This is a genomic window from Streptomyces sp. BF23-19 (genome assembly GCF_041106355.1).
GTDB classification, from domain to species: Bacteria; Actinomycetota; Actinomycetes; order Streptomycetales; family Streptomycetaceae; genus Streptomyces; species Streptomyces virginiae_A.
The window spans coordinates 30348-55091 of the sequence record NZ_JBGBPT010000064.1 but is presented as its reverse complement, the minus strand read 5'-3'; the positions used below and the strand labels follow the sequence as shown (position 1 = coordinate 55091).

The 24744-nt window shown below is 69.3% G+C and carries 23 protein-coding genes; all 23 read right to left on the bottom strand.

Annotation, left to right across the window (positions count from 1 at the left end; all coding sequences use genetic code 11):
• Positions 1 to 188 precede the first annotated feature (188 nt).
• The 23 genes from AB8A24_RS30185 to lysA all read right to left on the bottom strand — a co-directional run bounded on the left by AB8A24_RS30185 (position 189) and on the right by lysA (position 24740).
• Positions 189 to 635 (bottom strand): DUF2550 domain-containing protein, encoded by a 447-nt coding sequence (locus tag AB8A24_RS30185; RefSeq protein ID WP_266379854.1) that lies wholly within the window; start codon positions 633 to 635, stop codon positions 189 to 191.
• A 191-nt stretch (positions 636 to 826) separates the two neighbouring features.
• Positions 827 to 1198 (bottom strand): F0F1 ATP synthase subunit epsilon, encoded by a 372-nt coding sequence (locus AB8A24_RS30180; RefSeq protein ID WP_030008701.1) that lies wholly within the window; start codon positions 1196 to 1198, stop codon positions 827 to 829.
• A gap of 140 nt (positions 1199 to 1338) precedes the next feature.
• Positions 1339 to 2781 carry a F0F1 ATP synthase subunit beta gene (gene atpD / locus AB8A24_RS30175; protein ID WP_266379857.1) on the bottom strand — a complete coding sequence of 481 codons (1443 nt, stop codon included), beginning with the start codon at positions 2779 to 2781 and terminating at the stop codon, positions 1339 to 1341.
• Positions 2781 to 3698, bottom strand: a complete 918-nt coding sequence (locus AB8A24_RS30170) for a F0F1 ATP synthase subunit gamma (protein ID WP_030720900.1) — start codon at positions 3696 to 3698, stop codon at positions 2781 to 2783. Before AB8A24_RS30170 ends, atpD begins: the two co-directional genes overlap by 1 nt.
• 20 nt (positions 3699 to 3718) lie before the next feature.
• Positions 3719 to 5314 carry a F0F1 ATP synthase subunit alpha gene (gene atpA, locus AB8A24_RS30165; protein WP_328961635.1) on the bottom strand — a complete coding sequence of 532 codons (1596 nt, stop codon included), beginning with the start codon at positions 5312 to 5314 and terminating at the stop codon, positions 3719 to 3721.
• A 130-nt stretch (positions 5315 to 5444) separates the two neighbouring features.
• Complete coding sequence (locus tag AB8A24_RS30160; protein ID WP_328961636.1) at positions 5445 to 6260, bottom strand: F0F1 ATP synthase subunit delta; 816 nt, start codon at positions 6258 to 6260, stop codon at positions 5445 to 5447.
• A complete protein-coding gene (locus AB8A24_RS30155) occupies positions 6257 to 6802 on the bottom strand; it encodes a F0F1 ATP synthase subunit B (protein ID WP_030008696.1) in 546 nt (181 codons plus the stop codon). Before AB8A24_RS30155 ends, AB8A24_RS30160 begins: the two co-directional genes overlap by 4 nt.
• A 40-nt stretch (positions 6803 to 6842) precedes the next feature.
• Positions 6843 to 7091, bottom strand: a complete 249-nt coding sequence (locus AB8A24_RS30150; RefSeq protein WP_030008695.1) for an ATP synthase subunit C — start codon at positions 7089 to 7091, stop codon at positions 6843 to 6845.
• A 74-nt stretch (positions 7092 to 7165) separates the two neighbouring features.
• On the bottom strand, positions 7166 to 8002 hold the full coding sequence (gene atpB, locus AB8A24_RS30145) for a F0F1 ATP synthase subunit A (protein WP_328793267.1): 837 nt from the start codon (positions 8000 to 8002) through the stop codon (positions 7166 to 7168).
• Between the two features lie 210 nt (positions 8003 to 8212).
• Positions 8213 to 8659 (bottom strand): hypothetical protein, encoded by a 447-nt coding sequence (locus AB8A24_RS30140; protein WP_369478080.1) that lies wholly within the window; start codon positions 8657 to 8659, stop codon positions 8213 to 8215.
• Between the two features lie 274 nt (positions 8660 to 8933).
• Positions 8934 to 10268 carry an MraY family glycosyltransferase gene (locus AB8A24_RS30135; protein ID WP_030720916.1) on the bottom strand — a complete coding sequence of 445 codons (1335 nt, stop codon included), beginning with the start codon at positions 10266 to 10268 and terminating at the stop codon, positions 8934 to 8936.
• A gap of 116 nt (positions 10269 to 10384) precedes the next feature.
• Entirely contained in the window at positions 10385 to 11614 is a 1230-nt protein-coding gene (gene glyA / locus AB8A24_RS30130) for a serine hydroxymethyltransferase (RefSeq protein ID WP_328961638.1), read from the bottom strand.
• 168 nt (positions 11615 to 11782) lie between these two features.
• Entirely contained in the window at positions 11783 to 12439 is a 657-nt protein-coding gene (locus AB8A24_RS30125) for a low molecular weight phosphatase family protein (RefSeq protein ID WP_030720923.1), read from the bottom strand.
• Complete coding sequence (locus AB8A24_RS30120; protein WP_030720925.1) at positions 12436 to 13083, bottom strand: L-threonylcarbamoyladenylate synthase; 648 nt, start codon at positions 13081 to 13083, stop codon at positions 12436 to 12438. The genes AB8A24_RS30125 and AB8A24_RS30120 overlap by 4 nt, the downstream gene beginning before the upstream one ends.
• 49 nt (positions 13084 to 13132) lie before the next feature.
• Complete coding sequence (prmC, locus tag AB8A24_RS30115) at positions 13133 to 13978, bottom strand: peptide chain release factor N(5)-glutamine methyltransferase (protein ID WP_266604981.1); 846 nt, start codon at positions 13976 to 13978, stop codon at positions 13133 to 13135.
• A gap of 47 nt (positions 13979 to 14025) precedes the next feature.
• On the bottom strand, positions 14026 to 15105 hold the full coding sequence (gene prfA, locus AB8A24_RS30110; protein WP_109783582.1) for a peptide chain release factor 1: 1080 nt from the start codon (positions 15103 to 15105) through the stop codon (positions 14026 to 14028).
• Positions 15106 to 15231: 126 nt separating this feature from the next.
• Positions 15232 to 15450, bottom strand: coding sequence for a 50S ribosomal protein L31 (gene rpmE, locus AB8A24_RS30105; protein WP_266379880.1), 219 nt, complete (start codon positions 15448 to 15450; stop codon positions 15232 to 15234).
• Between the two features lie 183 nt (positions 15451 to 15633).
• A complete protein-coding gene (locus AB8A24_RS30100) occupies positions 15634 to 16734 on the bottom strand; it encodes an LCP family protein (protein WP_369478079.1) in 1101 nt (366 codons plus the stop codon).
• A gap of 207 nt (positions 16735 to 16941) precedes the next feature.
• Positions 16942 to 19104 carry a transcription termination factor Rho gene (gene rho, locus AB8A24_RS30095; protein WP_369478078.1) on the bottom strand — a complete coding sequence of 721 codons (2163 nt, stop codon included), beginning with the start codon at positions 19102 to 19104 and terminating at the stop codon, positions 16942 to 16944.
• Between the two features lie 432 nt (positions 19105 to 19536).
• Positions 19537 to 20463, bottom strand: coding sequence for a homoserine kinase (gene thrB / locus AB8A24_RS30090; protein ID WP_030720932.1), 927 nt, complete (start codon positions 20461 to 20463; stop codon positions 19537 to 19539).
• A gap of 380 nt (positions 20464 to 20843) precedes the next feature.
• Entirely contained in the window at positions 20844 to 21914 is a 1071-nt protein-coding gene (gene thrC / locus AB8A24_RS30085; protein ID WP_266379893.1) for a threonine synthase, read from the bottom strand.
• A gap of 6 nt (positions 21915 to 21920) precedes the next feature.
• The gene (locus AB8A24_RS30080) at positions 21921 to 23225 is read right to left on the bottom strand and encodes a homoserine dehydrogenase (protein ID WP_328961641.1); all 1305 of its coding nucleotides are present in this window, start codon (positions 23223 to 23225) and stop codon (positions 21921 to 21923) included.
• A gap of 123 nt (positions 23226 to 23348) precedes the next feature.
• Positions 23349 to 24740, bottom strand: a complete 1392-nt coding sequence (lysA, locus tag AB8A24_RS30075; RefSeq protein ID WP_369478077.1) for a diaminopimelate decarboxylase — start codon at positions 24738 to 24740, stop codon at positions 23349 to 23351.
• Between the last annotated feature and the right edge of the window lie 4 nt (positions 24741 to 24744).

The following is a 24744-nucleotide window of genomic DNA, read 5'->3' as shown; positions in this document are numbered from 1 at the left end:
GCCACATTCACCCTCCCCCAGACTTCGTCCGGGGGGACCCCCAGGCAACGGGAAAGGAATTTAGGCCACATTCACCCTCCCCCAGACTTCGTCCGGGGGGACCCCCAGGCAACGGGAAAGGAATTTAGGCCACATTCACCCTCCCCCAGACTTCGTCCGGGGGGACCCCCAGGCAACGGGAAAGGAATTTAGGCCACATTCACCCGTTGGCCGGGAGGCGCCGCCTCCAGCCACGCCAGGAAGCCGGTCAGCGCGTCGTCGCTCATCGCCAGCTCCAGGCGGGTCCCCCGGTGGACACAGCCGAGCACGACGGCGTCGGAGAGCAGCGCCAGCTCCTCCTCGCCCTCCGGGGCGCGGCGGGCGACGACCTCGATGGAGGACCGCTCCAGCAGCCGGCGCGGGCGCGGGGAGTACGAGAACACCCGGAACCACTCGATCCGGTCACCGCTGTAGCGCGCGACCCCGTACACCCAGCCCTTGCCGGAGATGTCGGGCTCCTCGGACACACCCCAGCGCATGCTGCAGTCGAAGGTGCCGCCGGACCGCTGGATGAGCCTGCGGCGCAGCCCGAAGACAAACAGCCCGATCACCACCAGGGTTACGACCAGGCCGCTCACAAGCAGAGCGAGGAGCATCTTCACCGACCTCCTCGCTCATCGAATACACATGAGAAACCGGGGGCCCCTCCCAGACGGAGTCTGGGGGAGGACCCGCATCGCCTCAGCCGCGACCCGGTCTGGAAAATTCCAGCACGGACCGCGGCTGAGGTCTGCTGAGTCCCGGCGGTCGCCCCCCGGGACTCAAACGATCAAACTCCGACGGGCGTTCAGCCCGTTACGGCGCGCAGCCGGACATCAGCGCGACGCTCGGCGGCCGCATCGGCCTCCGCCTTCGCGCGCTCCAGTGCCCGCTCCGCACGCTGGACGTCAATCTCGTCCGCGAGCTCGGCGATCTCGGCCAGCAGGGACAACTTGTTGTCCGCGAACGAGATGAAACCGCCGTGCACCGCGGCGACGACGGTGTTGCCGTCGCTGGTACGGATGGTCACCGGGCCCGATTCCAGCACACCGAGAAGCGGCTGGTGACCGGGCATGACGCCGATGTCGCCGGACGTGGTGCGGGCGACAACAAGGGTGGCCTCGCCGGACCAGACATTGCGGTCCGCCGCGACCAGCTCGACGTGCAGCTCAGCAGCCAAGGTGGCTCCTCGGGTCACCACCCGGCGGGTCGGCCGGGTGTTGGGTCAAATTCTAATGGGCGTGGGGAGAGGGACGGGACACACCCGCCCCTCTCCTAGAAACCTGCGAACCGGATGCGCTCCGTGAGGAGCGCGCCGGATCAGGAGACGCCCAGCTCCTTGGCGTTGGCCTTCAGGTCCTCGATGCCACCGCACAGGAAGAACGCCTGCTCGGGGAAGTGGTCGTAGTCTCCGTCGCAGATCGCGTTGAAGGCCACGATCGACTCGTCGAGCGGAACGTCCGAACCGTCGACGCCGGTGAACTGCTTGGCGACGTGCGTGTTCTGCGACAGGAAGCGCTCGACACGACGGGCACGGTGGACAACGAGCTTGTCCTCCTCGCCCAGCTCGTCGATACCGAGGATCGCGATGATGTCCTGGAGGTCCTTGTACTTCTGCAGGATCCCCTTGACGCGCATCGCCGTGGCGTAGTGGTCCGCCGCGATGTACCGCGGGTCGAGGATGCGGGACGTCGAGTCCAGCGGGTCCACGGCCGGGTAGATGCCCTTCTCGGAGATCGGACGGGAAAGAACCGTCGTCGCGTCGAGGTGGGCGAAGGTGGTCGCCGGCGCCGGGTCGGTCAGGTCGTCCGCGGGGACGTAGATCGCCTGCATCGAGGTGATCGAGTGACCACGGGTCGAGGTGATGCGCTCCTGGAGGAGACCCATCTCGTCGGCCAGGTTCGGCTGGTAACCCACCGCGGAGGGCATACGGCCGAGCAGGGTCGACACCTCGGAACCCGCCTGGGTGTACCGGAAGATGTTGTCGATGAAGAAGAGCACGTCCTGCTTCTGCACATCGCGGAAGTACTCCGCCATGGTCAGACCGGCCAGGGCGACGCGCAGACGGGTGCCCGGGGGCTCGTCCATCTGGCCGAAGACGAGCGCCGTCTTGTCGATGACGCCGGAGTCGGCCATCTCCTCGATGAGGTCGTTGCCCTCACGGGTACGCTCACCGACGCCCGCGAACACCGACACACCGTCGTGGTTGTTGGCGACGCGGTAGATCATTTCCTGGATCAGAACGGTCTTACCGACACCGGCACCACCGAACAGACCGATCTTTCCACCCTTGACGTACGGGGTGAGAAGGTCGATGACCTTGACGCCGGTCTCGAACATCTCGGTCTTCGACTCGAGCTCGTCGAAGCGAGGCGCCTTGCGGTGGATCGGCCAACGCTCGGTGACGTTGGCGTTCTCCTCCGGGTAGTTCAGCACCTCACCGAGGGTGTTGAACACCTTGCCCTTGGTGAAGTCACCGACGGGGACGGTGATGCCCTCGCCCGTGTCGGTCACCGCGGCCTGGCGGACCAGACCGTCGGTCGGCTGCATCGAGATGGTACGGACGAGGCCGTCACCCAGGTGCTGCGCGACCTCGAGGGTCAGGGTCTTGAGCGCGCCGTCCTCGGCCGGGTCGGCGACCTGGACCTTCAGCGCGTTGTAGATCTCGGGCATGGCGTCGACGGGGAACTCCACGTCGACGACCGGGCCGATGACCCGGGCGACGCGGCCCGTGGCGGCGGCCGTCTCAACAGTGGTCGTCATTACTTGTCACTCCCCGCGGTCGCGTCAGCCATGGCGCTCGCGCCACCGACGATCTCGCTGATTTCCTGGGTGATTTCGGCCTGGCGGGCCGCGTTGGCAAGCCGGGAGAGGCTCTTGATGAGGTCTCCGGCGTTGTCGGTCGCCGCCTTCATCGCGCGGCGGCGGGCGGCGTGCTCAGAAGCGGCCGACTGCAGCAGTGCGTTGTAGATACGGCTCTCGACGTAGCGCGGCAGCAGGGCGTCGAGGACGTCCTCCGCCGACGGCTCGAAGTCGAACAGCGGAAGGATCTCGCCCTTCGTACCGGTCTCCTCCGGAGCCTGATCGAGGCTGAGCGGCAGCATCCGGCCGTCGACCGGGTTCTGCGTCATCATCGACACGAATTCCGTGTAGACGATGTGCAGCTCGTCGACGCCACCCTCGGCCGTTTCCAGCTGGATGGCCTCGATCAGCGGCCCCGCGACGCGCTTGGCGTCGGCGTAGGCCGGGCTGTCGGTGAAGCCGGTCCACGAATCCGCGACCTTGCGCTCGCGGAAGCCGTAGTAGGCCAGACCCTTACGGCCGACGATGTACGTGTCGACCTCCTTGCCCTCGCCGCGCAGCCGCTCGGTGAGCCGCTCCGCCTGCTTGATGGCATTCGAGGAGTAGCCGCCGGCCAGACCGCGGTCGCTCGTGATGAGCACGATCGCGGCACGGGTCGGCGCCTCGACCTCGGTGGTCAGGGCGTGCTTGGTGTTCGAGCCGGTCGCCACCGCGGTCACCGCACGGGTGAGCTCGGTCGCGTACGGCATCGATGCCGCCACCTTGCGCTGCGCCTTGACGATGCGCGAGGCGGCGATCATCTCCATCGCCTTGGTGATCTTCTTGGTCGCCGTGATGGCACGGATGCGACGCTTGTAGACCCGGAGCTGCGCTCCCATGAGTCAGGTCCCTTCCGTCGTCACTTGGAGACGTTGACGGCCGGTGCGTCCTCGCCCAGGAGCTTGCCGTCCGAGGTCTCGAACTGGCGCTTGAAGGAAGCGATGGCGTCCGCGATGGAGGACAGGGTGTCGTCCGACATCTTGCCGCCGTCGGCGATGGAGGTGAGGAGGTCCTTGCGCTCGCGGCGCAGGTGCTCCAGCAGCTCCGACTCGAAGCGACGGACGTCGGCGACCGGAACGTCGTCCATCTTGCCGGTGGTGCCGGCCCAGACGGAGACGACCTGCTCCTCGACGGGCATCGGCTGGTACTGGCCCTGCTTCAGCAGCTCGACCAGGCGCTTGCCGCGCTCCAGCGAAGCCTTCGAAGCGGCGTCCAGGTCGGAACCGAAGGCGGCGAACGCCTCCAGCTCGCGGTACTGGGCCAGGTCCAGACGCAGACGGCCGGAAACCTGCTTCATGGCCTTGTGCTGGGCGGAGCCACCGACGCGGGAGACCGAGATACCGACGTTCAGCGCCGGGCGCTGGCCCGCGTTGAACAGGTCGGACTCCAGGAAGCACTGGCCGTCGGTGATGGAGATGACGTTGGTCGGGATGAACGCCGACACGTCGTTCGCCTTGGTCTCGACGATCGGCAGACCGGTCATCGAACCGGCACCCATGTCGTCGGACAGCTTCGCGCAGCGCTCCAGCAGACGGGAGTGCAGGTAGAAGACGTCACCCGGGTAGGCCTCGCGGCCCGGCGGGCGGCGCAGCAGCAGCGACACGGCGCGGTAGGCGTCGGCCTGCTTCGACAGGTCGTCGAAGATGATCAGGACGTGCTTGCCGGCGTACATCCAGTGCTGGCCGATGGCGGAACCGGTGTACGGCGCCAGGTACTTGAAGCCGGCCGGGTCGGACGCCGGGGCGGCGACGATCGTCGTGTACTCGAGCGCGCCGGCGTCTTCCAGGGCGCCGCGAACGGACGCGATGGTCGAGCCCTTCTGGCCGATGGCGACGTAGATGCAGCGAACCTGCTTGTTCACGTCGCCCGAGCGCCAGTTGTCGCGCTGGTTGATGATCGTGTCGACGGCCAGAGCGGTCTTACCCGTCTGACGGTCACCGATGATCAGCTGACGCTGACCGCGGCCGACCGGCACCATGGCGTCGATGGCCTTGTAGCCGGTCTGCATCGGCTCGTGGACGGACTTACGGACCATGACGCCAGGAGCCTGGAGCTCCAGGGCGCGACGGCCTTCGGTCGCGATCTCGCCGAGACCGTCGATCGGGTTGCCGAGCGGGTCGACGACGCGGCCGAGGTAGCCCTCGCCGACGCCGACCGAGAGCACCTCACCGGTGCGCTGCACCGGCTGGCCCTCCTCGATACCGCTGAACTCGCCGAGGACGACCGCACCGATCTCGCGCTCCTCGAGGTTGAGGGCGAGACCGAGGGTGCCGTCCTCGAACTTCAGCAGCTCGTTCGCCATGGCGGAGGGCAGACCCTCCACCTTCGCGATGCCGTCGCCGGCAACGCTGACCGTTCCGACCTCCTCGCGCGAGGCCGCGTCCGGCTGGTACGACTGGACAAAGTTCTCCAGTGCGTCCCGGATCTCCTCCGGCCGGATCGTGAGCTCCGCCATCTGGGTTCCCTGCTCTCCTTGTTGGGCCTGAAGCTTCTTAGGGGTCTGGGGGCGACCCCCAGGAATCTTCTGCAAGTTCTGCACGGCCCAACCGGGCCGCTAGGAATGCTTCTGTTCTATTGGTGGCTGGTCAGCCGGCCATGCGGCGCGACGCCTCGGCGAGGCGGTCCGCGATGGTGCCGTCGATGACCTCGTCGCCGACTCGCACCGAGATCCCGCCGAGGACCTCGGGGTCCACGTCGAGGTTCAGGTGCATCTGTCGGCCGTACAGCTTGGCCAGCACAGCGCCGAGACGCGCCCGCTGCACGTCGCTGAGCGGAACCGCGCTGGTCACCGTGGCGACCATGCGATTGCGGCGCTCGGCGGCGAGCGTGGAAAGGGACTCGAGTCCCGCTTCCAGGCTACGTCCACGCGGCTGCGTGACAAGACGGATCACCAGGCGCTCGGTGACGGCGTTCGCCTTGCCGCCGAGCAGGCTGCGCAGCAGCTCGCTCTTGGCGGCGGCGGTGGCGCCGCGGTCGGTCAGCGCGGCGCGCAGCTCGGTGTTCGAGGAGACGATCCGGCCGAAGCGGAAGATCTCGTCCTCGACGTTGTCGAGCGCGCCACCCCGCTGGGCGGCCGTGAGGTCGGCGGTGGCCGCCAGCTCCTCCAGCGCGTCCACGAGGTCGCGGGACTGCGACCAGCGGGACCGGACCATGCCGGACACCAGGTCGAGGGTTTCCCCGCCGACCTGTCCGCCGAGCAGGCGACCGGCCAGCTCGGCCTTGGCCTCGCCGGACTGCGCCGGGTCCGTGATGACCCGACGCAGCGAGACCTCACGGTCGAGCAGCGCGGTGACGGCGGCCAGCTCACCGGCGAGCTTCGCCGCGTCGACGGACGTGTTGTCCGTCAGCGCGTCGAGACGCTCACGCGCGGAGGCCAGCGCCTCGCGGCTCGCTCCGTTCATCGGGCCGCCTCGGCCTTCTCCTCAAGCTCGCTGAGGAAGCGGTCGATGGTGCGGCTCTGCCGGGCGTGGTCCTCGAGGGACTCGCCGACGAGCTTTCCGGCCAGGTCGGTGGCGAGCTTGCCAACGTCCTGACGCAGCGCCTGAGAGGCGGCCTTACGGTCCGCCGCGATCTGGGCGTGGCCGGCAGCGATGATCTCCTCACGCTGCCGCTGGCCCTCTGCGCGCAGTTCTTCCTTGAGCGCAGTGCCCTGCTCCAGCGCTTCCTGGCGCAGGCGCGCGGCCTCGTGCCGGGCTTCGGCGAGCTGGGCCTTGTACTGCTCCAGCACGCTCTGGGCCTCGGTCTGAGCGGCCTCAGCCTTCTCGATACCGCCCTCGATGGCCTCGCGACGCTCGTCCAGAACCTTGTTGATGTTCGGGAGGAGCTTCTTCGCGAGGAAACCGAAGACGATGACGAAGGCGATCAGACCGATGACGAGCTCGGGGATCGGCGGGATGAGGGGGTTTTCCGCCTCTTCGGCCGCGAGCTGAACCAGAGGGTTCACATCAGTGCCTTCCGACTAAAGGGTCTGTTCGCTACCGGGATCAGGAGGTCGGGTAGACGAACGGCATGACCAGACCGATGAGGGCGAGCGCCTCACAGAAGGCGAAGCCGAGGATCTGGTTGGCGCGGATCAGGCCGGCGGCCTCGGGCTGGCGGGCCAGGGCCTGGGTGCCGTTACCGAAGATGATGCCGACGCCGACGCCGGGGCCGATGGCCGCGAGGCCGTAACCGATGGAGCCGAGGTTGCCCTTGATTTCGACGCCAGCAGCGAGGGTCTGGAGAGCGGACATGCCGGTTCTTCCTTCTCTTTCATGGACCGGTGGGGGTTGGCCACCGGACGACTGGTGGTTTGGGGGTGGGGCGGTCAGTGGTGCTCGGCGACGGCGCCCTGGAGGAAGCTGCAGGCCAGCAGTACGAAGACGTAGGCCTGGACAGCCTGGATGAAGAGCTCGAACGCGGTCATCACGATGACCATCACGAAGGACACGCCCGCGTAGGCGATGCCGATGTCGTTCAGCAGGTACCAGCTGGCGATCGTGAAGAGCAGCAGCAGCGTGTGACCGGCGAACATGTTCGCGAAGAGACGGACCGCGTGGGTGAACGGGCGGATGATCACGTTCGAGAAGAACTCGATCAGCATGACCAGCGGCAGGATGCCACCCAGCGACTTGTCGTAGCCCGTGACGTTCTTCAGGCCGCCGACGAAACCGTGGCGCTTGAAGGTGACCGACATCCACATCACGTAGATGACCAGGGCCAGACCGGCCGGGTACGCGATGACCGAGGTCACCGGGAACTGGGCGAGCGGAATGATCGACCAGAGGTTCAGGATCCAGACGAAGAAGAACGTCGTGACCATGAAGGGGACGTACTTCTCGCCCTCCTTCTTGCCCATCGTTTCGTAGACGATCCCGCGGCGGACGAAGTCGTAGCCGGCTTCGGCAACCATCTGGAGCTTCCCCGGAACCAGCTTCGGCTTGGCGAAGGCGGCCCAGAAGAATCCGACGATGATGACGGTTCCGAGCAGGGCCAGGAGCATCGTCTTGTTGAAGTAGACGGCTCCGTCCATGTCGCCGAAGATCGGCTCGAACAGGAACGAGTGCAGGCCAGGAGCCGGGAAACCACAGCCGTCGAAGATGTGGCAATCGGTCTCGAAGGCGAGCACCTGCGTCGGGTCAGCACTCACCGCGGGCTCCTTCAGCGTGGCGCATAGGTACGGCAACCTCGTTGTGTCGGCGCGGCGCACAGCCGCGGTTCGGCACGGGACTGGTCTTACGGATGTGGGGGCGGCTTGCAGGCAGTGAGCCTCGCGATTGAGCAGGCGTCAGCTCAGCTGCCTGCGCCCGCGATGCCGCATATGGCACCGGACGATAGCAGCATCTCGAACGCGCACTTATTCCACCCCTACCGTTCACGACGAGGGCCCCGTGTTTTCAGGCTTCTCACCCTTGCCACGCTTGGTGGACTCGGGCTCGACGTAAAGGATCTTGGCCTTCATGTGCGCGCGCGTCTGCGCGGCGATCCAAGCAAGGGTCGCCGCGACGATGGTGATCGCGAATGCCCTGGGATTGAACAGCGTCGTGTCCTTGAACACGGCGACGAAGACGAAGAGCAGCAGGATCTGGGTCGTGTAGAGCGCCAGACCCATCATCTGGAACAGGTGCGGCAGTGACCGCGCCGTCCGCTGCAGGATGACGAATCCGATACCCATGAACAGAATCACGACGACCGTGGCCGCGATCGCCCCGATCGCCCCCTTACCGCCCGCGACCACGCCGCTGATGATGGCGGCAACAGCGCCGACGGCAGCGGTGGGCACGGCGGTGTGCAACAGGGTTCGGGCGTCATCGGACAGCATGGCGCATGGCTCCGCGTGATGGTGGGGTAACGGGACTCGTACGGGACGAGCGTAAGCCCGGTCCGAGAGAGGACCTCGGGCCAAGGGACCGTCGCACTACGGTCCTTCGGCTCTGTCGCCGGGTTTAGTGAACGGTATCACAAACTATTTGATGAGAGCTTTACCTGCTGGGTGTGCCGACTGTCACACATGAGAGTGACCCTGCGCGTGTGTGCGCGACAGGGAGGTGGCTTGTCCGGTAAAGGCCATCCATGTCCGACATGCGAATCGACCGTCAGCGGGTGGATTCAGCCTTACGCCGGTCGGGAAAGCGCGAACGGGGGCCCACGGCGGTCGCTCCGTTGACGCCGGAGACGCCCGCGGCGATCGGCCTCGCGGGCTCCGGCTCCGCGCCCGAGGCATTCTGCGCGGCCGCCTCCGCGGCGGCCTCGGCCGCGCGTGCGGCGTGGCGGTAACGCGGCGGAACCAGACCCTCCGCCCAGCGCGGGGCGCGCGGGGTGAAGCGCGGCAGAAGCAGCAGGATCAGGCCGACCGCACTCAGCGCGACGATCGCCAGCACGATCCACATGGTGGCGGAATGCACCGAATAGGCCACCGTGCCGAAGGCGATCAGCCCCGACCAGAAGTACATGATCATGACCGCGCGGCTGTGCGAATGCCCGAGTTCCAGCAGCCGGTGGTGGAGGTGCCCGCGGTCGGCGGCGAAGGGCGACTGGCCCTTCCACGTACGCCGGACGATGGCCAGGACCAGGTCCGCCATCGGGATCGCGATGACCGTCAGCGGCAGGATCAGCGGGATGTAGGCGGGAAGCATCGCGTGCGTCGCGTTGCGCTCACCACCGGCGAAGAGGGCCAGCGCGTCCGGGTCCACCTGCCCGGTGAGGGAGATCGCGGAGGCGGCCAGCACCAGGCCGATGAGCATCGAGCCGGAGTCGCCCATGAAGATCCGCGCGGGGTGCATGTTGTGCGGCAGGAAGCCCAGGCACATACCCATGAGGATCGCGGCGAAGAGCGTCGCCGGCGCGGCCGACTCGATGCCGTAGCCGAACCAGATCCGGTACGCGTAGAGGAAGAGCGCGGCCGCCGCGATGCAGACCATGCCGGCGGCCAGGCCGTCCAGGCCGTCGACGAAGTTCACGGCGTTGATGGTGATCACGACGAGGGCGACGGTGAGCAGGTTGCCCTGCCACTGGGTGAGCGGGACCGTACCGATGCCCGGGACGGGGATCCACAGGATGGTCAGACCCTGCATGACCATCACACCGGCGGAGATCATCTGCGCGCCGAGCTTGATCAGGGCGTCGAGCTCGAACTTGTCGTCGAGGACGCCGACCAGCCAGATCAGGGCCGCGCCGGAAAGCAGCGCGCGCGGTTCGTTCGACAGCTCGAAGACGCCGTTGAGGTTCCGCAGGTGGTCCGCGACCAGCAGGCCCGCGCACAGACCGCCGAACATGGCGATGCCGCCCAGTCGCGGTGTGGGCTCGCGGTGCACGTCGCGGGCACGGATCTCCGGCATGGCCCCGGCCGCGATCGCGAACTTCCGCACGGGCCCGGTCAGCAGGTAGGTCACCGCGACCGTGACGCAAAGCGTCAGCAGATATTCACGCACGGGCTGCCCCAGATGTATCGCCGGCCATCTCAGCCCCACACATTAGCTGCGATGTCACCTTCATCGAGGACGCGAGGGGGCGGTATCCCGGTTCCAGTACGCCCTGCTTGTCCTGCTTACTCCCCGTAAGGGGGAAATCCTGTCGTGAGCTCGCCGACCTCCGTACGTGTTTTCACGCCGTCTCCGTCGACCGCCGCGGCGAACAACGCCGCGATCCGGACCATCTCCGTCTCCCCCATCCCCTGGGTGGTCACGGCTGCCGTTCCCAGCCGCACCCCGCGCTGGTCCCCGTACGGGAGGGCGCAGGTGTCCAGCACGATGCCGGCGGCGGCCAGCCGGCCGCGGGCGGTCGGGCCGTCCACACCCAGCGGCGCCGGATCGGCGGTGATCAGATGGGTGTCGGTGCCGCCGGTGGTGACCGTGAACCCGAGCTCCTGGAGCGCGTCCGCCAGGACCCGGGCGTTGGCGACGACCCGGTGCGCGTAGGTGGTGAAGGCCGGCCGGGCCGCCTCGCCGAAGGCCACGGCCTTCGCGGCGATGGTGTGCATCTGGGCCCCGCCCTGTGTGAAAGGGAACACGGCCCGGTCGACGCGCTCCGCGTACTCGGTGCCGCACAGCACCATGCCGCCGCGCGGACCGCGCAGCACCTTGTGCGTGGTCGCGCAGACGATGTCGGCGTACGGCACGGGGCTGGGCGCGGCCCCGCCGGCCACGAGGCCGATCGGGTGGGCGGCGTCCACGATGAGGTAGGCGCCGACCTCGTCGGCGATCTCCCGGAAGGCCGAGTACTCGGGGTGGCGGGGGTAGGAGATGGAGCCGCACACGATCGCCTTGGGCCGGTGCGTGTGGGCGAGGCGCTGGACCTGGCGGTAGTCGATGAGTCCCGTCGCCGTGTCGACGCCGTACCCGACGAAGTCGAACCACCGCCCGGAGAAGTTGGCCGGCGACCCGTGGGTGAGGTGTCCGCCGTACGGGAGCCCCATCGCCAGCACGGTGTCCCCGGGCCGCAGCAGGGCGGCGTACGCGGCGAGGACGGCGGAGGAGCCGGAGTGCGGCTGCACGTTCGCGTGCTCGGCCCCGAAGAGCGCCTTGGCCCGCTCCACGGCGATCCGCTCGGCCAGATCGGCGTACTCGCACCCGCCGTGGTGCCGGGCGCCGGGGTAGCCCTCGGCGTACTTGTTGGCGAGCGCGGACCCGAGCGTGGCGAGCACGGCGCTGGAGGTGAAGTTCTCCGCGGCGCTCAGCTGCAAGGTCCCGGCCTGCCGCTGCCGCTCCCCGGCCAGTACGTCGGCCATCTGCGGGTCCTGCGCGCGCAGCAGGTCCGTGGGCTGGGTGATGACGCTCATGGCGGCGCTCCAGGGGGTACCGGGTTACCAGCCACTGTAGGCCCGTGGACCCCGCGATGCCCTGTCAGCGCGCGGCGGTGTCCCCTCCTCGACGCGGCGCTCCCGCCGCTCGGCCCCGGGGGCCTCCCGGGCTTCGTACCGCTGCGCCGGCCTCCGGCCGACGAACGCTCAGCGTGCCGCGGTCACGCCCGTCAGGGCCGTCACCACGGGATCCAGCGCCTGATTGATCTCGTCGCCGATCGAGCGGAAGAAGGTGATCGGGGCCCCGTACGGGTCGTACACCTCGTCCGCGTCCGGCGACGGCGCCAGCAGCCAGCCGCGCAGCGCCGCGGCGGCCCGGACCAGCGCCCGGGCCCGCTCGGCCATGCCGTCGTCCAGCGGCGGCAGGGTGGCCGGATCTATCGCCCGGACCAACCGGGTGAACTCCTTCAGCGTGAAGGTGCGCAGTCCCGCCGAGTGGCCCATCGAGATGACCTGGGCCCGGTGGTCGCGGGTGGCGGTCAGCACCAGGTCGGCGCGTATGACGTGCTCGTCCAGCAGCTCCCGCCCGGTGAATCCGGACGCGTCGGCCCCGAAGTCCGCCAACACGGCCGCCGCGTTCGCCTCCATCGGGGCGCCCTCGTGGCCCCAGGTGCCGGCGCTCTCCACGATGAGGTCGCCGGTGACGAGCCCGCCGAGGCGGTGCGAGAGGGCATGCCGCGTCAGCCGCTCGGTGATGGGCGAGCGGCACACGTTCCCGGTGCTGACGTGGAGTATGCGGAAAGTGTTTCCTCCGGCTACCGCCGGGCGGTACCCCCCTGCTATGCCACGCCCCTCAGGGCTCACGGGGCGACCTCGAGGTCGGGTACGACCTCCCGCAGCTGGTCTGCGGTGAGTGCCCCCTCGCGCAGCAGGACGGGAACCTTCCCGGTGACGTCGACGATCGACGACGGCTGGATGCCGGGCGTCGGGCCGCCGTCCAGGTACACGGACACGGAGTCGCCGAGCATCTCGCGCGCGGCGTCGCAGTCCTCGGGCGCCGGGTGGCCCGACAGGTTGGCCGAGGACACCGCCATCGGGCCGACCTCGGTCAACAGCTCGATCGCGACGGGGTGCAGGGGCATGCGTACGGCCACGGTGCCCTGGGTGTCCCCCAGGTCCCACGCCAGCGAGGGCTGGTGCTTGGCGACCAGCGTCAGCGCGCCCGGCCAGAAGGCGTCGACGAGCTCCCAGGCCTGCTCGGAGAAGTCCGTGACGAGGCCGTGGAGCGTGTTCGGGGAGCCGATGAGCACCGGGGTGGGCATGCCGCGACCCCGTCCCTTGGCGGCGAGCAGGTCGTGGACGGCCTCCGGGCTGAAGGCGTCCGCGCCGATCCCGTACAGGGTGTCGGTGGGCAGCACGACGAGCTCGCCGCGGCGCACGGCGGATGCGGCTTCACGCAGACCCGTCTTACGGTCCGTCGCGTCGTTGCAGTCGTATCGCCGGGCCATCAGCGGGCCTCCTCGTGCAGCAGGGGGGTGGCGGGAATCGTCGCGCCGGTCACGGCAGGGCCTTGCGGGCCGTCGCGAAGCGCGGGCGGTTGTTGAGGTCCGGGTGGTCGGCCGCGTCGGCCCAGCCCTGCTCCTCGGCGAAGATCCACGGAACCTGGCCGCCCTGGGTGTCGGCGTGCTCGATGACGACGATGCCGCCGGGCCGCAGCAGCCGGTGGGCGGTGCGTTCGATACCGCGGATGGTGTCAAGGCCGTCCTCGCCGGAGAAGAGCGCCATCTCCGGGTCGTGGTCGCGGGCCTCGGGGGCGACGTACTCCCACTCGGTGAGCGGGATGTACGGCGGGTTGGAGATGACCAGGTCGACCTGGCCGTCGAGCTCGGGCAGCGCGCTCAGGGCGTCGCCCTGGTGCACGGTGACCCGGGAGCCCTCGGCGTTCTTACGGGTCCACCGCAGGGCGTCCTCGGACAGCTCCACCGCGTGCACGCGCGAGCGCGGCACCTCCTGGGCCATGGCCAGCGCGATGGCGCCGGAGCCGGTGCACAGGTCCACGATCAGCGGCTCGACGACGTCCATCGCGCGCACGGCGTGTATGGCCCAGTCCACGACCGACTCGGTCTCGGGCCGGGGCACGAAGACCCCGGGACCGACCTGGAGCTCCAGGTACCGGAAGAAGGCGCGGCCGGTGATGTGCTGGAGCGGCTCGCGCGCCTCGCGGCGGGCGACGGCCTCCCAGTAGCGGGCGTCGAAGTCCGCGTCCTTGACGTGGTGCAGTTCCCCCCGTTTGACGCCGTGCACGAAGGCGGCGAGCTCCTCCGCGTCGAAGCGCGGTGAGGGCACGCCGGCGGCGGCCAGCCGCTGGGTGGCCTGGGCCACCTCGGCAAGCAGCAAGTTCACGCTGGTCCTCCGGGCTGCTGTCGTACGGGGGGTGGTGCGGGGTCGGATCAGTGCGCGGCCGCGAGCTTGGCCGCGGAGTCCGTGTCGACACAGGCCTGGATGACCGCGTCGAGGTCACCGTCGAGCACCTGGTCCAAGTTGTACGCCTTGAAACCGGTCCGGTGGTCCGAGATCCGGTTTTCCGGGTAGTTGTACGTACGGATCTTCTCGGAACGGTCCACCGAGCGCACCTGGCTGCGGCGGACGTCCGAAGCCTCCTGCTCGGCGGCCTCCTGGGCCGCGGCCAGGAGCCGCGAGCGCAGGATGCGCATGGCCTGCTCCTTGTTCTGGAGCTGGCTCTTCTCGTTCTGGCAGGAGGCGACCACACCGGTCGGGAGGTGCGTGATGCGCACGGCCGAGTCGGTGGTGTTGACGGACTGGCCGCCGGGGCCGGACGAGCGGTACACGTCGATGCGGAGGTCGTTCATGTTGATCTCGACCTCGACCTCCTCGGCCTCCGGGGTGACGAGCACGCCGGCGGCGGAGGTGTGGATACGGCCCTGGGACTCGGTGGCCGGAACCCGCTGGACGCGGTGCACGCCGCCCTCGTACTTCAGGCGGGCCCACACGCCCTGGCCGGGCTCGGTGGCGCCGTTGCCGCCCTTGGTGCGGACGGAGACCTGGACGTCCTTGTAGCCGCCGAGCTCGGACTCGGTGGCGTCGATGATCTCGGTCTTCCAGCCCACGCGCTCGGCGTAGCGCAGGTACATGCGCAGCAGGTCGCCGGCGAACAGCGCCGATTCGTCGCCGCCCGCGCCCGCCTTGACCTCCAGGAGGACGTCCTTGTCGTCGCTGGGGTCGCGCGGAACGAGCAGCAGGCGGAGCTTCTCGGTGAGCTCCTCGCGCTGTGCGGTCAGTTCCTTGGCCTCGGCGGCGAAGTCGGGGTCGTCGGCCGCGAACTCCTTGGCCGTCTCGATGTCCTCGGCGGACTGCTTCCAGGCGCGGAAGGTCGCGACGATCGGGGTCAGCTCCGCGTAGCGCTTGTTCAGCTTGCGCGCGTTGGCCTGATCCGAGTGGACCGAAGGGTCGGCGAGCTTCTTCTCAAGATCGGCGTGTTCGCCGACCAATTCCTCGACCGCTTCGAACATCGGGGGACTCCTGGGGTGAAAAGTGCGAAGGACTGCAGGGGGGACGTGCCGGAACGACGACAAAGGCGCCGGTCCGGCCGCCCCCGAGTGGACAGGGGGCGGCCGGAGACCGGCGCCTGGGTCGCGCTACTTCTTGGCCGCACCCTTGCCGAAGCGCGCCTCGAAGCGGGCCACACGGCCACCGGTGTCGAGGATCTTCTGCTTGCCCGTGTAGAACGGGTGGCACTCGGAGCAGACCTCGGCTCGGATGGAGCCTGCGGTCAGGGTGCTACGGGTGGTGAACGACGCGCCACAGGTGCAGCTGACCTGGGTCTCGACGTACTCGGGGTGAACATCGCGCTTCAAGGTGTCTCCTAGATTCGGGAGGGCGCCGGGTCGCAGGAGCCGAATTGCGCACTGCGTGAACCGGGGCCGACAGACCAGTCTGCCAGGACCGGGCTGCCTGTCAAAATTCTGAGGACGCCTCCCTCAACGGCAAGGGGTCCCCATCTATTCCGGACGGGCCCGCGACCCCTCCCGGGAGGGGTTCTACTGGACGATCGACCCGGCGGTGCTCTTGTCCCCGGAGGAGTTCACGGTGGCCTCGGCGGGAATCGGCCGGTCCGCCAGCAGGGCGTCCCAGACCATCTTGGTCTCCTTGGTGAGCGGGGCCACGCGATTCGGGTCGCGGGGGTCCGTGGTCACCGGCAGCGTGATCATCTGCATGTCCTGGGCGTCGATGCCCTGGAGCCCCTGGGCGAAGCCCATGAGGGACTTCACATCACCGAGCGGCTTGTCGGTGGTGATCGCCTTGGTCGCGGAGTCCGCGATGTCGAGCAGCTTCTTGGGGTTGTCGAAGAGCCCGATGCCCTTCACCTGCTTGATGAGCGCCTTGATGAAGGCCTGCTGGAGCTGTATTCGGCCCAGGTCGCTGCCGTCGCCGACGCTCTTGCGGGTGCGTACGAGGCCCAGGGCCTGTTCGCCGTTCAGTTTGTTGGTGCCGGCCGCCAGGTCGAGGTGGCTGGAGCCGTCCTTGATCGGCTTGGTGGTGGTCACCTCGACGCCGCCGAGATTGTCGATGATCTTCTTGAAGCCGGTGAAGTCGACCTCTATGTAGTGATCCATCCGGATCCCCGACATCTTCTCGACGGTCTTGACCGCGCAGGCGGCCCCGCCGACGGTGAAGGCCTCGTTGAACTGGGTGCGCTGCCCCCCGGGGTCGGTCTTCCCGCCCGAGGTCGCGCAGGAGGGCCGGGAGATCATCGTGTCGCGCGGTATCGACACGACACTTGCCTTCTCGTGGCCCTCGTAGAGGTGGATGATCATCGCGGTGTCGGAGCGGGCGGAGCCGCCGTCGTCCTGGCCGTACTCGCCGTTGGCGCCGCCGCGGGAGTCGGAGCCGAGGACGAGGATGTCCATCGAGCCGTTGTCGACGTTCTGCGGGCGGTCGGTGCCGAGCGCCTGGTCGATGTCGACGGTCTTCAGGTTCCCGTTCAGCTTGAAGTAGAAGTAGCCGAGGCCCGCTCCCCCGAGCAGGACCACCCCCGCCGCGCTCCAGGCGGCCACGGCGAGGGCCTTGCGGCGCTTCGCCGGCTTGCGTCGGCGCCGGGCCGCGGCACGCCCGCCGTGGTCCTTGCTCTCCTCGGTCATGCTCTCCTCAGTCCTGGGTCCGATCCCCTGGTCGCTTCGGCCCGCCGTCCACCCCGCGGGTCCTCTGACACAGACGGGTGTACGGCGCGCAGGGTTCCATTCCGGGCCGAACCGCCCGGCAAGGGCGCGTACACCCCGTGAAGGGCGCGTACACCCCGTGAAGGGCGCGTATGCCCCGTCAGGGCGCCCGTACGCGCGAGCCGGACGTCAGTCGTCGTTCTTGCCCGACGGGGTCGTCTTCGCGATCTGCATCAGGAACTCGGCGTTCGACTTCGTCTGCTTCATCTTGTCGAGCAGCAGCTCGATCGCCTGCTGCGAGTCGAGCGCGTGCAGCACCCGGCGCAGCTTCCAGACGATGGCGAGCTCCTCCGCGTTGAGGAGGATCTCCTCCTTGCGGGTGCCCGACGGGTCGACGTCGACAGCCGGGAAGATGCGCTTGTCGGCGAGCTTCCGGTCGAGCTTGAGCTCCATGTTGCCGGTGCCCTTGAACTCCTCGAAGATCACCTCGTCCATGCGCGAGCCGGTGTCGACGAGCGCGGTGGCCAGGATGGTCAGCGAGCCGCCGTCCTCGATGTTGCGCGCGGCACCGAAGAAGCGCTTCGGCGGGTACAGCGCGGTCGAGTCGACACCACCGGACAGGATGCGGCCGGAGGCGGGCGCCGCGAGGTTGTACGCGCGGCCCAGACGGGTGATGGAGTCCAGCAGGACGACCACGTCGTGACCCAGCTCGACGAGACGCTTGGCGCGCTCGATGGCCAGCTCGGCGACGGTGGTGTGGTCCTCGGCCGGGCGGTCGAAGGTCGAGGAGATGACCTCGCCCTTGACCGACCGCTGCATGTCGGTGACCTCTTCCGGACGCTCGTCGACCAGGACGACCATCAGGTGGCACTCGGGGTTGTTGGTGGTGATCGCGTTGGCGATCGCCTGCATGATCATGGTCTTACCGGTCTTCGGCGGGGCCACGATCAGGCCTCGCTGACCCTTACCGATCGGCGACACGAGGTCGATGATGCGGGTGGTCAGCACGCCCGGGTCGGTCTCCAGGCGGAGCCGGTCCTGCGGGTACAGCGGGGTCAGCTTCTGGAACTCCGGGCGGCCACGGCCGGATTCGGGCGCCATGCCGTTCACCGAGTCCAGACGCACGAGGGCGTTGAACTTCTCGCGGCGTTCGCCGTCCTTGGGCTGGCGCACGGCACCGGTGGTGTGGTCACCCTTGCGCAGGCCGGCCTTGCGGACCTGGGCGAGGGAGACGTACACGTCGTTGGGGCCGGGCAGGTAGCCCGAGGTCCGGATGAACGCGTAGTTGTCGAGGATGTCGAGGATGCCCGCGACGGGGATCAGGACGTCGTCGTCGGCGACCGTCGGCTCGCTCGGACCCGCGAACTCGTCGCGGCCACGGCGGCCACGGCGGTCGCGGTAGCGGCCGCGACGGCCACGACGGCCGTCCTCACCGTCGAAGTCGTCCTGGGGACCGTTGTCCTGGCGGTCCTGACGGCCCTGCTGCTGACCCTGACCCTGACCCTGACCACGGCCGCCCTGCTGCTGGCGGTCGGCGCGGTCCTGACGGCCGCCGCCCTGGCCACCCTGGCCCTGGCCGCCCTGGCCCTGACCCTGGCCGCCCTGGCCCTGACCCTGGCCGCCCTGGCCCTGGTCGTCGGCCTTGGCGCCGCGGTCACGGCGGTCGCGCTGACGGTCGGTACGGTCGGTGCGGTCGGCACGGTCACCGCGGTCACGGCGGTCGCGACGGCCGCGGCCCTCGCCCTCCTGACCCTGCGCCTGGCCGGCGGAGACCGCGGTGGCGGCCTCGGCCTTGGCCTCGGACGGGGCGGTGGCGGCGGGTGCGGTCTCGGTCTTCTGCTCGACCTGGACGGCGACGGGGGCCGAGGTCTCCGGGCTGCCGGAGGGGGCCGTGGCCCGACGGCGGCGGCGCTCGCCGACCGGGGCGTCCTCTCCCCCACTCTCGGCTGCGCTCGAGCGGGAGGGGCCCCCTGCCGGCTGGCCCGGGATCTCGATCTGCGCCTTCGCGGCGGGCTTCTCGGCGGGCGCCTCGGCGGCGGCCTCACCCGTACGGGCCTTGCTGGTGGCGCGGCGCTTCGGCTTGGCCTCGGCGGTGTCTGCGGCGGTGGAGGCGGCGGCCTTGGGGGCACCGCTGCCCGCCTGCGCCTCCTTGATGACCTCGATCAGCTGGCTCTTGCGCATCCGCGCGGTGCCCCTGATCCCGAGGCCCGACGCGACCTGCTGCAGCTCGGCCAGGACCATGCCGTCAAGGCCGGTGCCGGTGCGTCGACGCTTGGGTGCGGCGCCCGCGGCGGGGGCACTGGTGTCGACAGAGGTGTCGGCAGCGCCCATCAGATCGGTGGTGTCGCTCACGAAGGGTCCTTCCCTGGAGCGGACGTCGGCCTGTCTGGCTCGGCGACCGGTTGTGCTGTCCGACAACGGTCCTAGGTGTGGACCGTGCCGGGGCGGTGGTCCGCCGGTAGAAATACGGCGGAAGAAACGTGCATGGCTGGTTCCGGCGAGAAGCCCCCGAGCTGAAAGCGTGGGAATGTCACGCCGATTCCGGAGCGTGCTCGAAACTGCTGGAGGCGATCAAAGCAGTCGGGGAGGCTCCCGGAAGAAATGTGGTCCCGAATGGGGACACTGAGCACCGAGCCATGACGGCTTCCGATGCGCACTTGAGACTAACACTACCGGATCCAATAGATATTCCCCCTCTCAATCACCGGCAATCGCGCCCTTCCGTGCGGGCGGCCTGCCCTGGCCGCCCGCCCCTGACCGGCTGTGCAATCCGGGAAAGCGGGTCTAGCCGCCCTGGGTGCCCAGCGGAAGTACGCTCGCGCCCGCGGCGTCGAGTGCGAGCCGGTTGGCCGCCCACCCCTCGCCCGCGAGCTGCGCGACCTTGTCGGCCGCGCCGTTGTCGACCAGCGCGAGGACCGTGGGGCCCGCACCGGAGATGACCGCGGGGATCCCGTCCGCCCGCAGCCTGTTGACGAGTGCCACGCTCTCGGGCATCGCCGGGGACCGGTACTCCTGGTGGAGCCGGTCTTCGGTGGCCGGCAGGAGGAGCTCGGGGCGCCTGGTCAGGGCTTCCACGAGCAGGCCCGCGCGGCCCGCGTTGACGGCCGCGTCCACGTGCGGGACGGTGCGCGGCAGCAGGCCGCGCGCCGTCTCGGTGAGGACCGGCTTGGAGGGTACGAACACCACCGGAACGATGGATTCGGCGGGCTCCATCCGGATCGCCTTGGCGCTGCCGCCGTCCATCCAGGCGAGGGTGAATCCGCCGAGCAGACAGGCGGCGACGTTGTCGGGGTGACCCTCGATCTCGGTGGCGAGTTCGAGCAGCGCCGCGTCGTCGAGCTTGGTCTCGCCGCCTATGGTCACGGCGCGGGCGGCGACGATGCCGGCGCAGATGGCGGCGGAGGAGGAGCCGAGGCCGCGGCCGTGCGGGATGCGGTTGGCGCAGACGACCTCGAGGCCGCGCGGCTGGCCGCCCAGCAGGTCGAAGGCGGTGCGCATGGAGCGTACGAGCAGGTGGCTCTCGTCCCGCGGGAGGGTGTCGGCGCCCTCACCCGCGATATCGATGTTCAGGCCGGAGTCGGCCACCCGGACGACTACGTCGTCGTAGAGCCCCAGGGCCAGGCCCAGGGCGTCGAAGCCCGGGCCGAGGTTGGCACTGCTGGCGGGGACGCGCACCCGTACGGCGGCGGCGCGGAACGCTGGACCGGCCATCGTCCGATGACACTCCTTGTGACTGTGCGAGATCTTCGCTCTTCGCTGGCTCGCTGCGAATGTACTGGAGAACGTACGACACCCGAAGGCCCTCGGGGCAGCACCGCAGTCATATGCGCGGTGGCGGATGTAGGTACAGCGTATCGAAGGAAGGTTCTCTCGCGACATAGGGCGCACAGGAGGCGCACGATGCGTGTCGCGGACTTCGACCGACTTCGACCGACTTCGGCCGCATTTTTGTTGTCGTACGGGGTGAGTTGCCGGGTTCCGGAGGAATCCCAGGAAGGCCTCGAACGGCCTTCGGGAGCCCTCCGGAACCCGGCTTCACACGGTGGTGCGGTACTGCCGTACGGCTGTGCCGCGGTGCTGCCGTACCGCCGTCAGACGAGACCGAGGCGCACGGCGGCGGCTTCGGCGTCCACCGGAACGGTGACCGGCTGCGGAGCGCCGGCGATCGCCCAGTCGGGGTCCTTCAGGCCGTTGCCGGTGACGGTGCACACGATCTTCTGACCGGGGTCGACCAGGCCCAGCTCGGCGGCCTTGAGCAGACCGGCCACCGAGGCGGCCGAGGCGGGCTCGACGAAGACGCCCTCCTGGGCGGCCAACAGCCGGTACGCGGCGAGGATCTGGCGGTCCGTCACCTCGTCGATGAAGCCGCCCGACTCGTCCCGCGCGGCCAGCGCGTAGTCCCAGGAGGCCGGGTTGCCGATCCGGATCGCGGTGGCGATGGTGTGCGGCTCCTTGACGACCTCGCCACGCACGATGGGCGCGGAGCCGGAGGCCTGGAAACCCCACACGCGGGGCGTACGGGTGGACAGGCCGTCGGCCTTGTACTCCTTGAAGCCCTTCCAGTACGCGGTGATGTTGCCGGCGTTGCCGACGGGCAGCACGTGGATGTCGGGCGCGTCACCGAGCGCGTCGACGATCTCGAACGCGGCCGTCTTCTGGCCCTCGATACGCACCGGGTTGACCGAATTGACCAGCGCGACCGGGTAGTTGTCGGAGAGCGCGCGGGCCAGGTTCAGGCAGTCGTCGAAGTTGCCGTCCACCTGCAGGATCTTGGCGCCGTGCACCAGCGCCTGGCCCATCTTGCCGAGCGCGATCTTGCCGCGGGGCACGAGCACCGCGCAGACCATCCCGGCGCGCACCGCGTACGCGGCGGCGGAGGCGGAAGTGTTGCCGGTGGAGGCGCAGATGACCGCCTTCGCACCCTCTTCCTTGGCCCTGGTGATCGCCATGGTCATGCCGCGGTCCTTGAAGGACCCGGTGGGGTTCGCCCCCTCGACCTTCAGGTGCACCTCGCAACCGGTGCGCTCGGAGAGCACCTGGGCGGGGACGAGGGGAGTGCCGCCCTCGCGGAGCGTCACCACGGGAGTCGTGTCCGTCACCGGCAGGCGGTCCCGGTACTCCTCGATGATGCCGCGCCACTGGTGGGTGCGATTGCTGCTCATGGGTCCTTACTCCCCTTCAACACGCATGATGCTGGCGACACCGCGGACGGTGTCCAGATTCCGCAGCGCCTCGACGGTCCCGGAGAGGGCGGCGTCGGGTGCGCGGTGAGTGACGACGACGAGGGAGGCCTCTTTGCCGACCCCGTCCGGACGTCCTTGCTGTCGAACCGTGTCGATCGACACGCCGTGCTCCGCGAAGGTGGTCGCCACCTGGGCGAGGACGCCCGGCTTGTCCGCCACATCGAGGCTGATGTGGTAGCGGGTGACGACGTCCCCCATCGGGCTGACCGGCAGCTGGGTGTAAGCCGACTCGCCGGGCCCCGTTGCCTCGGCGAGCTTGTTGCGGGCGACGGCGACGAGGTCGCCGAGGACCGCGGACGCGGTGGGCGCACCGCCCGCGCCGGGTCCGTAGAACATGAGCCGCCCGGCGGCCTCCGCCTCGACGAAGACGGCGTTGTACGCCTCGCGGACGGAGGCGAGCGGGTGGCTGAGCGGGATCATCGCCGGGTGGACGCGCGCGGTGACCGACCGACCGTCGGCGGCGCGCTCCAGGATGGCGAGGAGCTTGATGGTGCAGCCCATCCGCTTGGCGGAGGCGAAGTCGGCCGCGCTGACCTCGGTCATGCCCTCGCGGTACACGTCGTCCAGTCGGACGCGGGTGTGGAAGGCGATGCCCGCCAGGATCGCGGCCTTGGCGGCGGCGTCGTAGCCCTCGACGTCGGCGGTCGGGTCGGCCTCGGCGTACCCGAGGGCGGTGGCCTCGTCGAGCGCCTCCTGGTACCCGGCGCCGGTGGAGTCCATCTTGTCGAGGATGAAGTTCGTCGTGCCGTTGACGATGCCCATCACGCGGTTGATCTTGTCGCCCGCGAGGGACTCGCGCATCGGGCGGACCAGCGGGATGGCGCCGGCGACGGCGGCCTCGTAGTAGAGGTCCAGACCGTGCTGCTCCGCCGCGGCGTGCAGCGCGGCGCCGTCCTGGGCGAGCAGCGCCTTGTTCGCGGAGACCACGGAGATGCCGTGCTCGAAGGCGGTGGTGATGAGGGTGCGGGCCGGCTCGATGCCGCCGATGACCTCGATGGCGATGTCGATGTCACCGCGTTTGAGGAGGGCGGTCGCATCGGTGGTGACCAGCGCGGGATCGATGCCCTCGCGGACCTTGGAGGGACGGCGCACGGCCACGCCGGCGAGCTCGACGGGCGCGCCGATCCTCTGCGTGAGGTCGTCGGCGTGCGTCGTCATGATGCGAGCCACTTCTGAGCCGACCACTCCACAGCCCAGCAGCGCCACCTTCAGCGGACGCGTACGCATCATTCGACCTACGCCTTTCGATCTTCCATCAGTACCCCGCGGGCGGTTTGCCCGCCGGGTGGAACCAGTCTCACTCAATGGACAGCAGTTTCCATCCTCGGTCCATTGAGTGAGACACCTATTTCATCATCCGAGGTCGAGGCGCAGGAGATCTTCCTCCGTCTCGCGGCGGACGATCACTCGGGCCTGTCCGTCGCGCACGGCGACGACGGGCGGGCGCAGCGCGTGGTTGTAGTTGCTGGCCATGGAACGGCAGTACGCACCGGTCGCCGGCACGGCCAGCAGGTCACCGGGAGCGAGGTCGGCGGGCAGGAACGCGTCCTTGACGACGATGTCGCCGCTCTCGCAGTGCTTGCCGACGACGCGTACGAGCATGGGCTCGGCGGTGGAGGTACGGGAGACGAGCGAGATGGAGTACTCGGCGTCGTACAGGGCGGTGCGGATGTTGTCGGACATCCCGCCGTCGACGCTCACGTAGGTCCGCAGACCCTCCAGCGGCTTGATCGTCCCCACCTCGTACAGCGTGAACGCGGTCGGGCCGACGATGGCGCGGCCGGGCTCCACGGAGATCCGGGGGGCGCGCAGCCCGGCGCTCTCGCACTCCCGGGCCACGATCTCGTGCAGGGCCTTGGCGATCTCGTGGGGCTCGCGCGGGTCGTCGTTCGAGGTGTACGCGATACCGAGGCCACCGCCGAGGTCGATCTCGGGCAGCTCCACACCGTGCTCGTCCCGTACGTCGGCCAGCAGGCGCACGACACGCTTGGCGGAGACCTCGAAACCGGCCATGTCGAAGATCTGCGAACCGATGTGGGAGTGGACGCCGAGCAGCTCCAGCGAGTCGTGCCCGAGCGCCCGGCGCACGGCCTCGGCGGCGGACCCGTCGGCCACCGCGATGCCGAACTTCTGGTCCTCGTGCGCGGTGGCGATGAACTCGTGGGTGTGCGCCTCGACGCCGACCGTCACACGGATCTGGACGGGCTGGCGTACGCCCAGCTCACGGGCGATGTGCGCGACGCGGGCGATCTCCTGGAAGGAGTCGAGCACGATGCGCCCGACCCCGGCCTCGACGGCCCGGCGGATCTCGCTCTCGGACTTGTTGTTGCCGTGGAAGGCGATCCGCGCGGCGGGCATCCCGGCGGCGAGGGCGGTGCTCAGCTCCCCACCGGAGCACACGTCGACATTCAGCCCTTCCTCCTTCAGCCACTTCACGACGGCCTTGGAAAGGAACGCCTTGCCGGCATAGAAGACATCGGCGTCGGGACCGAAGGCGTGCGCCCAGGCCCGGCACCGGGCCCGGAAGTCCTCCTCGTCGAGGAAGTAGGCGGGGGTGCCGAACTCCTCGGCGAGCTGGGTGACTTCGATGCCGCCGACGGCGACGACCCCGTCGGCCCCACGCTCGACGGTCCGGGCCCAGACCTTCTCGTCCAACGCGTTCAGGTCGGCGGGCGGCGGGGAGTAGTGCCCCTCGGGCAGGACGTCGGCGTGGCGGGGCCCGGCGGGGTGCGCGGAACGGCTCATCGGT

What these genes read in the sequence shown, in the direction of transcription:
- AB8A24_RS30185 (WP_266379854.1), bottom strand. Translation starts at nt 635, where the DNA reads ATGCTCCTCGCTCTGCTTGTGAGCGGCCTGGTCGTAACCCTGGTGGTG.
- atpD (WP_266379857.1), bottom strand. Translation starts at nt 2,781, where the DNA reads ATGACGACCACTGTTGAGACGGCCGCCGCCACGGGCCGCGTCGCCCGG.
- AB8A24_RS30170 (WP_030720900.1), bottom strand. Translation starts at nt 3,698, where the DNA reads ATGGGAGCGCAGCTCCGGGTCTACAAGCGTCGCATCCGTGCCATCACG.
- atpA (WP_328961635.1), bottom strand. Translation starts at nt 5,314, where the DNA reads ATGGCGGAGCTCACGATCCGGCCGGAGGAGATCCGGGACGCACTGGAG.
- AB8A24_RS30160 (WP_328961636.1), bottom strand. Translation starts at nt 6,260, where the DNA reads ATGAACGGAGCGAGCCGCGAGGCGCTGGCCTCCGCGCGTGAGCGTCTC.
- AB8A24_RS30150 (WP_030008695.1), bottom strand. Translation starts at nt 7,091, where the DNA reads ATGTCCGCTCTCCAGACCCTCGCTGCTGGCGTCGAAATCAAGGGCAAC.
- AB8A24_RS30140 (WP_369478080.1), bottom strand. Translation starts at nt 8,659, where the DNA reads ATGCTGTCCGATGACGCCCGAACCCTGTTGCACACCGCCGTGCCCACC.
- glyA (WP_328961638.1), bottom strand. Translation starts at nt 11,614, where the DNA reads ATGAGCGTCATCACCCAGCCCACGGACCTGCTGCGCGCGCAGGACCCG.
- AB8A24_RS30120 (WP_030720925.1), bottom strand. Translation starts at nt 13,083, where the DNA reads ATGGCCCGGCGATACGACTGCAACGACGCGACGGACCGTAAGACGGGT.
- prfA (WP_109783582.1), bottom strand. Translation starts at nt 15,105, where the DNA reads ATGTTCGAAGCGGTCGAGGAATTGGTCGGCGAACACGCCGATCTTGAG.
- AB8A24_RS30100 (WP_369478079.1), bottom strand. Translation starts at nt 16,734, where the DNA reads ATGACCGAGGAGAGCAAGGACCACGGCGGGCGTGCCGCGGCCCGGCGC.
- thrB (WP_030720932.1), bottom strand. Translation starts at nt 20,463, where the DNA reads ATGGCCGGTCCAGCGTTCCGCGCCGCCGCCGTACGGGTGCGCGTCCCC.
- thrC (WP_266379893.1), bottom strand. Translation starts at nt 21,914, where the DNA reads ATGAGCAGCAATCGCACCCACCAGTGGCGCGGCATCATCGAGGAGTAC.
- AB8A24_RS30080 (WP_328961641.1), bottom strand. Translation starts at nt 23,225, where the DNA reads ATGATGCGTACGCGTCCGCTGAAGGTGGCGCTGCTGGGCTGTGGAGTG.
- lysA (WP_369478077.1), bottom strand. Translation starts at nt 24,740, where the DNA reads ATGAGCCGTTCCGCGCACCCCGCCGGGCCCCGCCACGCCGACGTCCTG.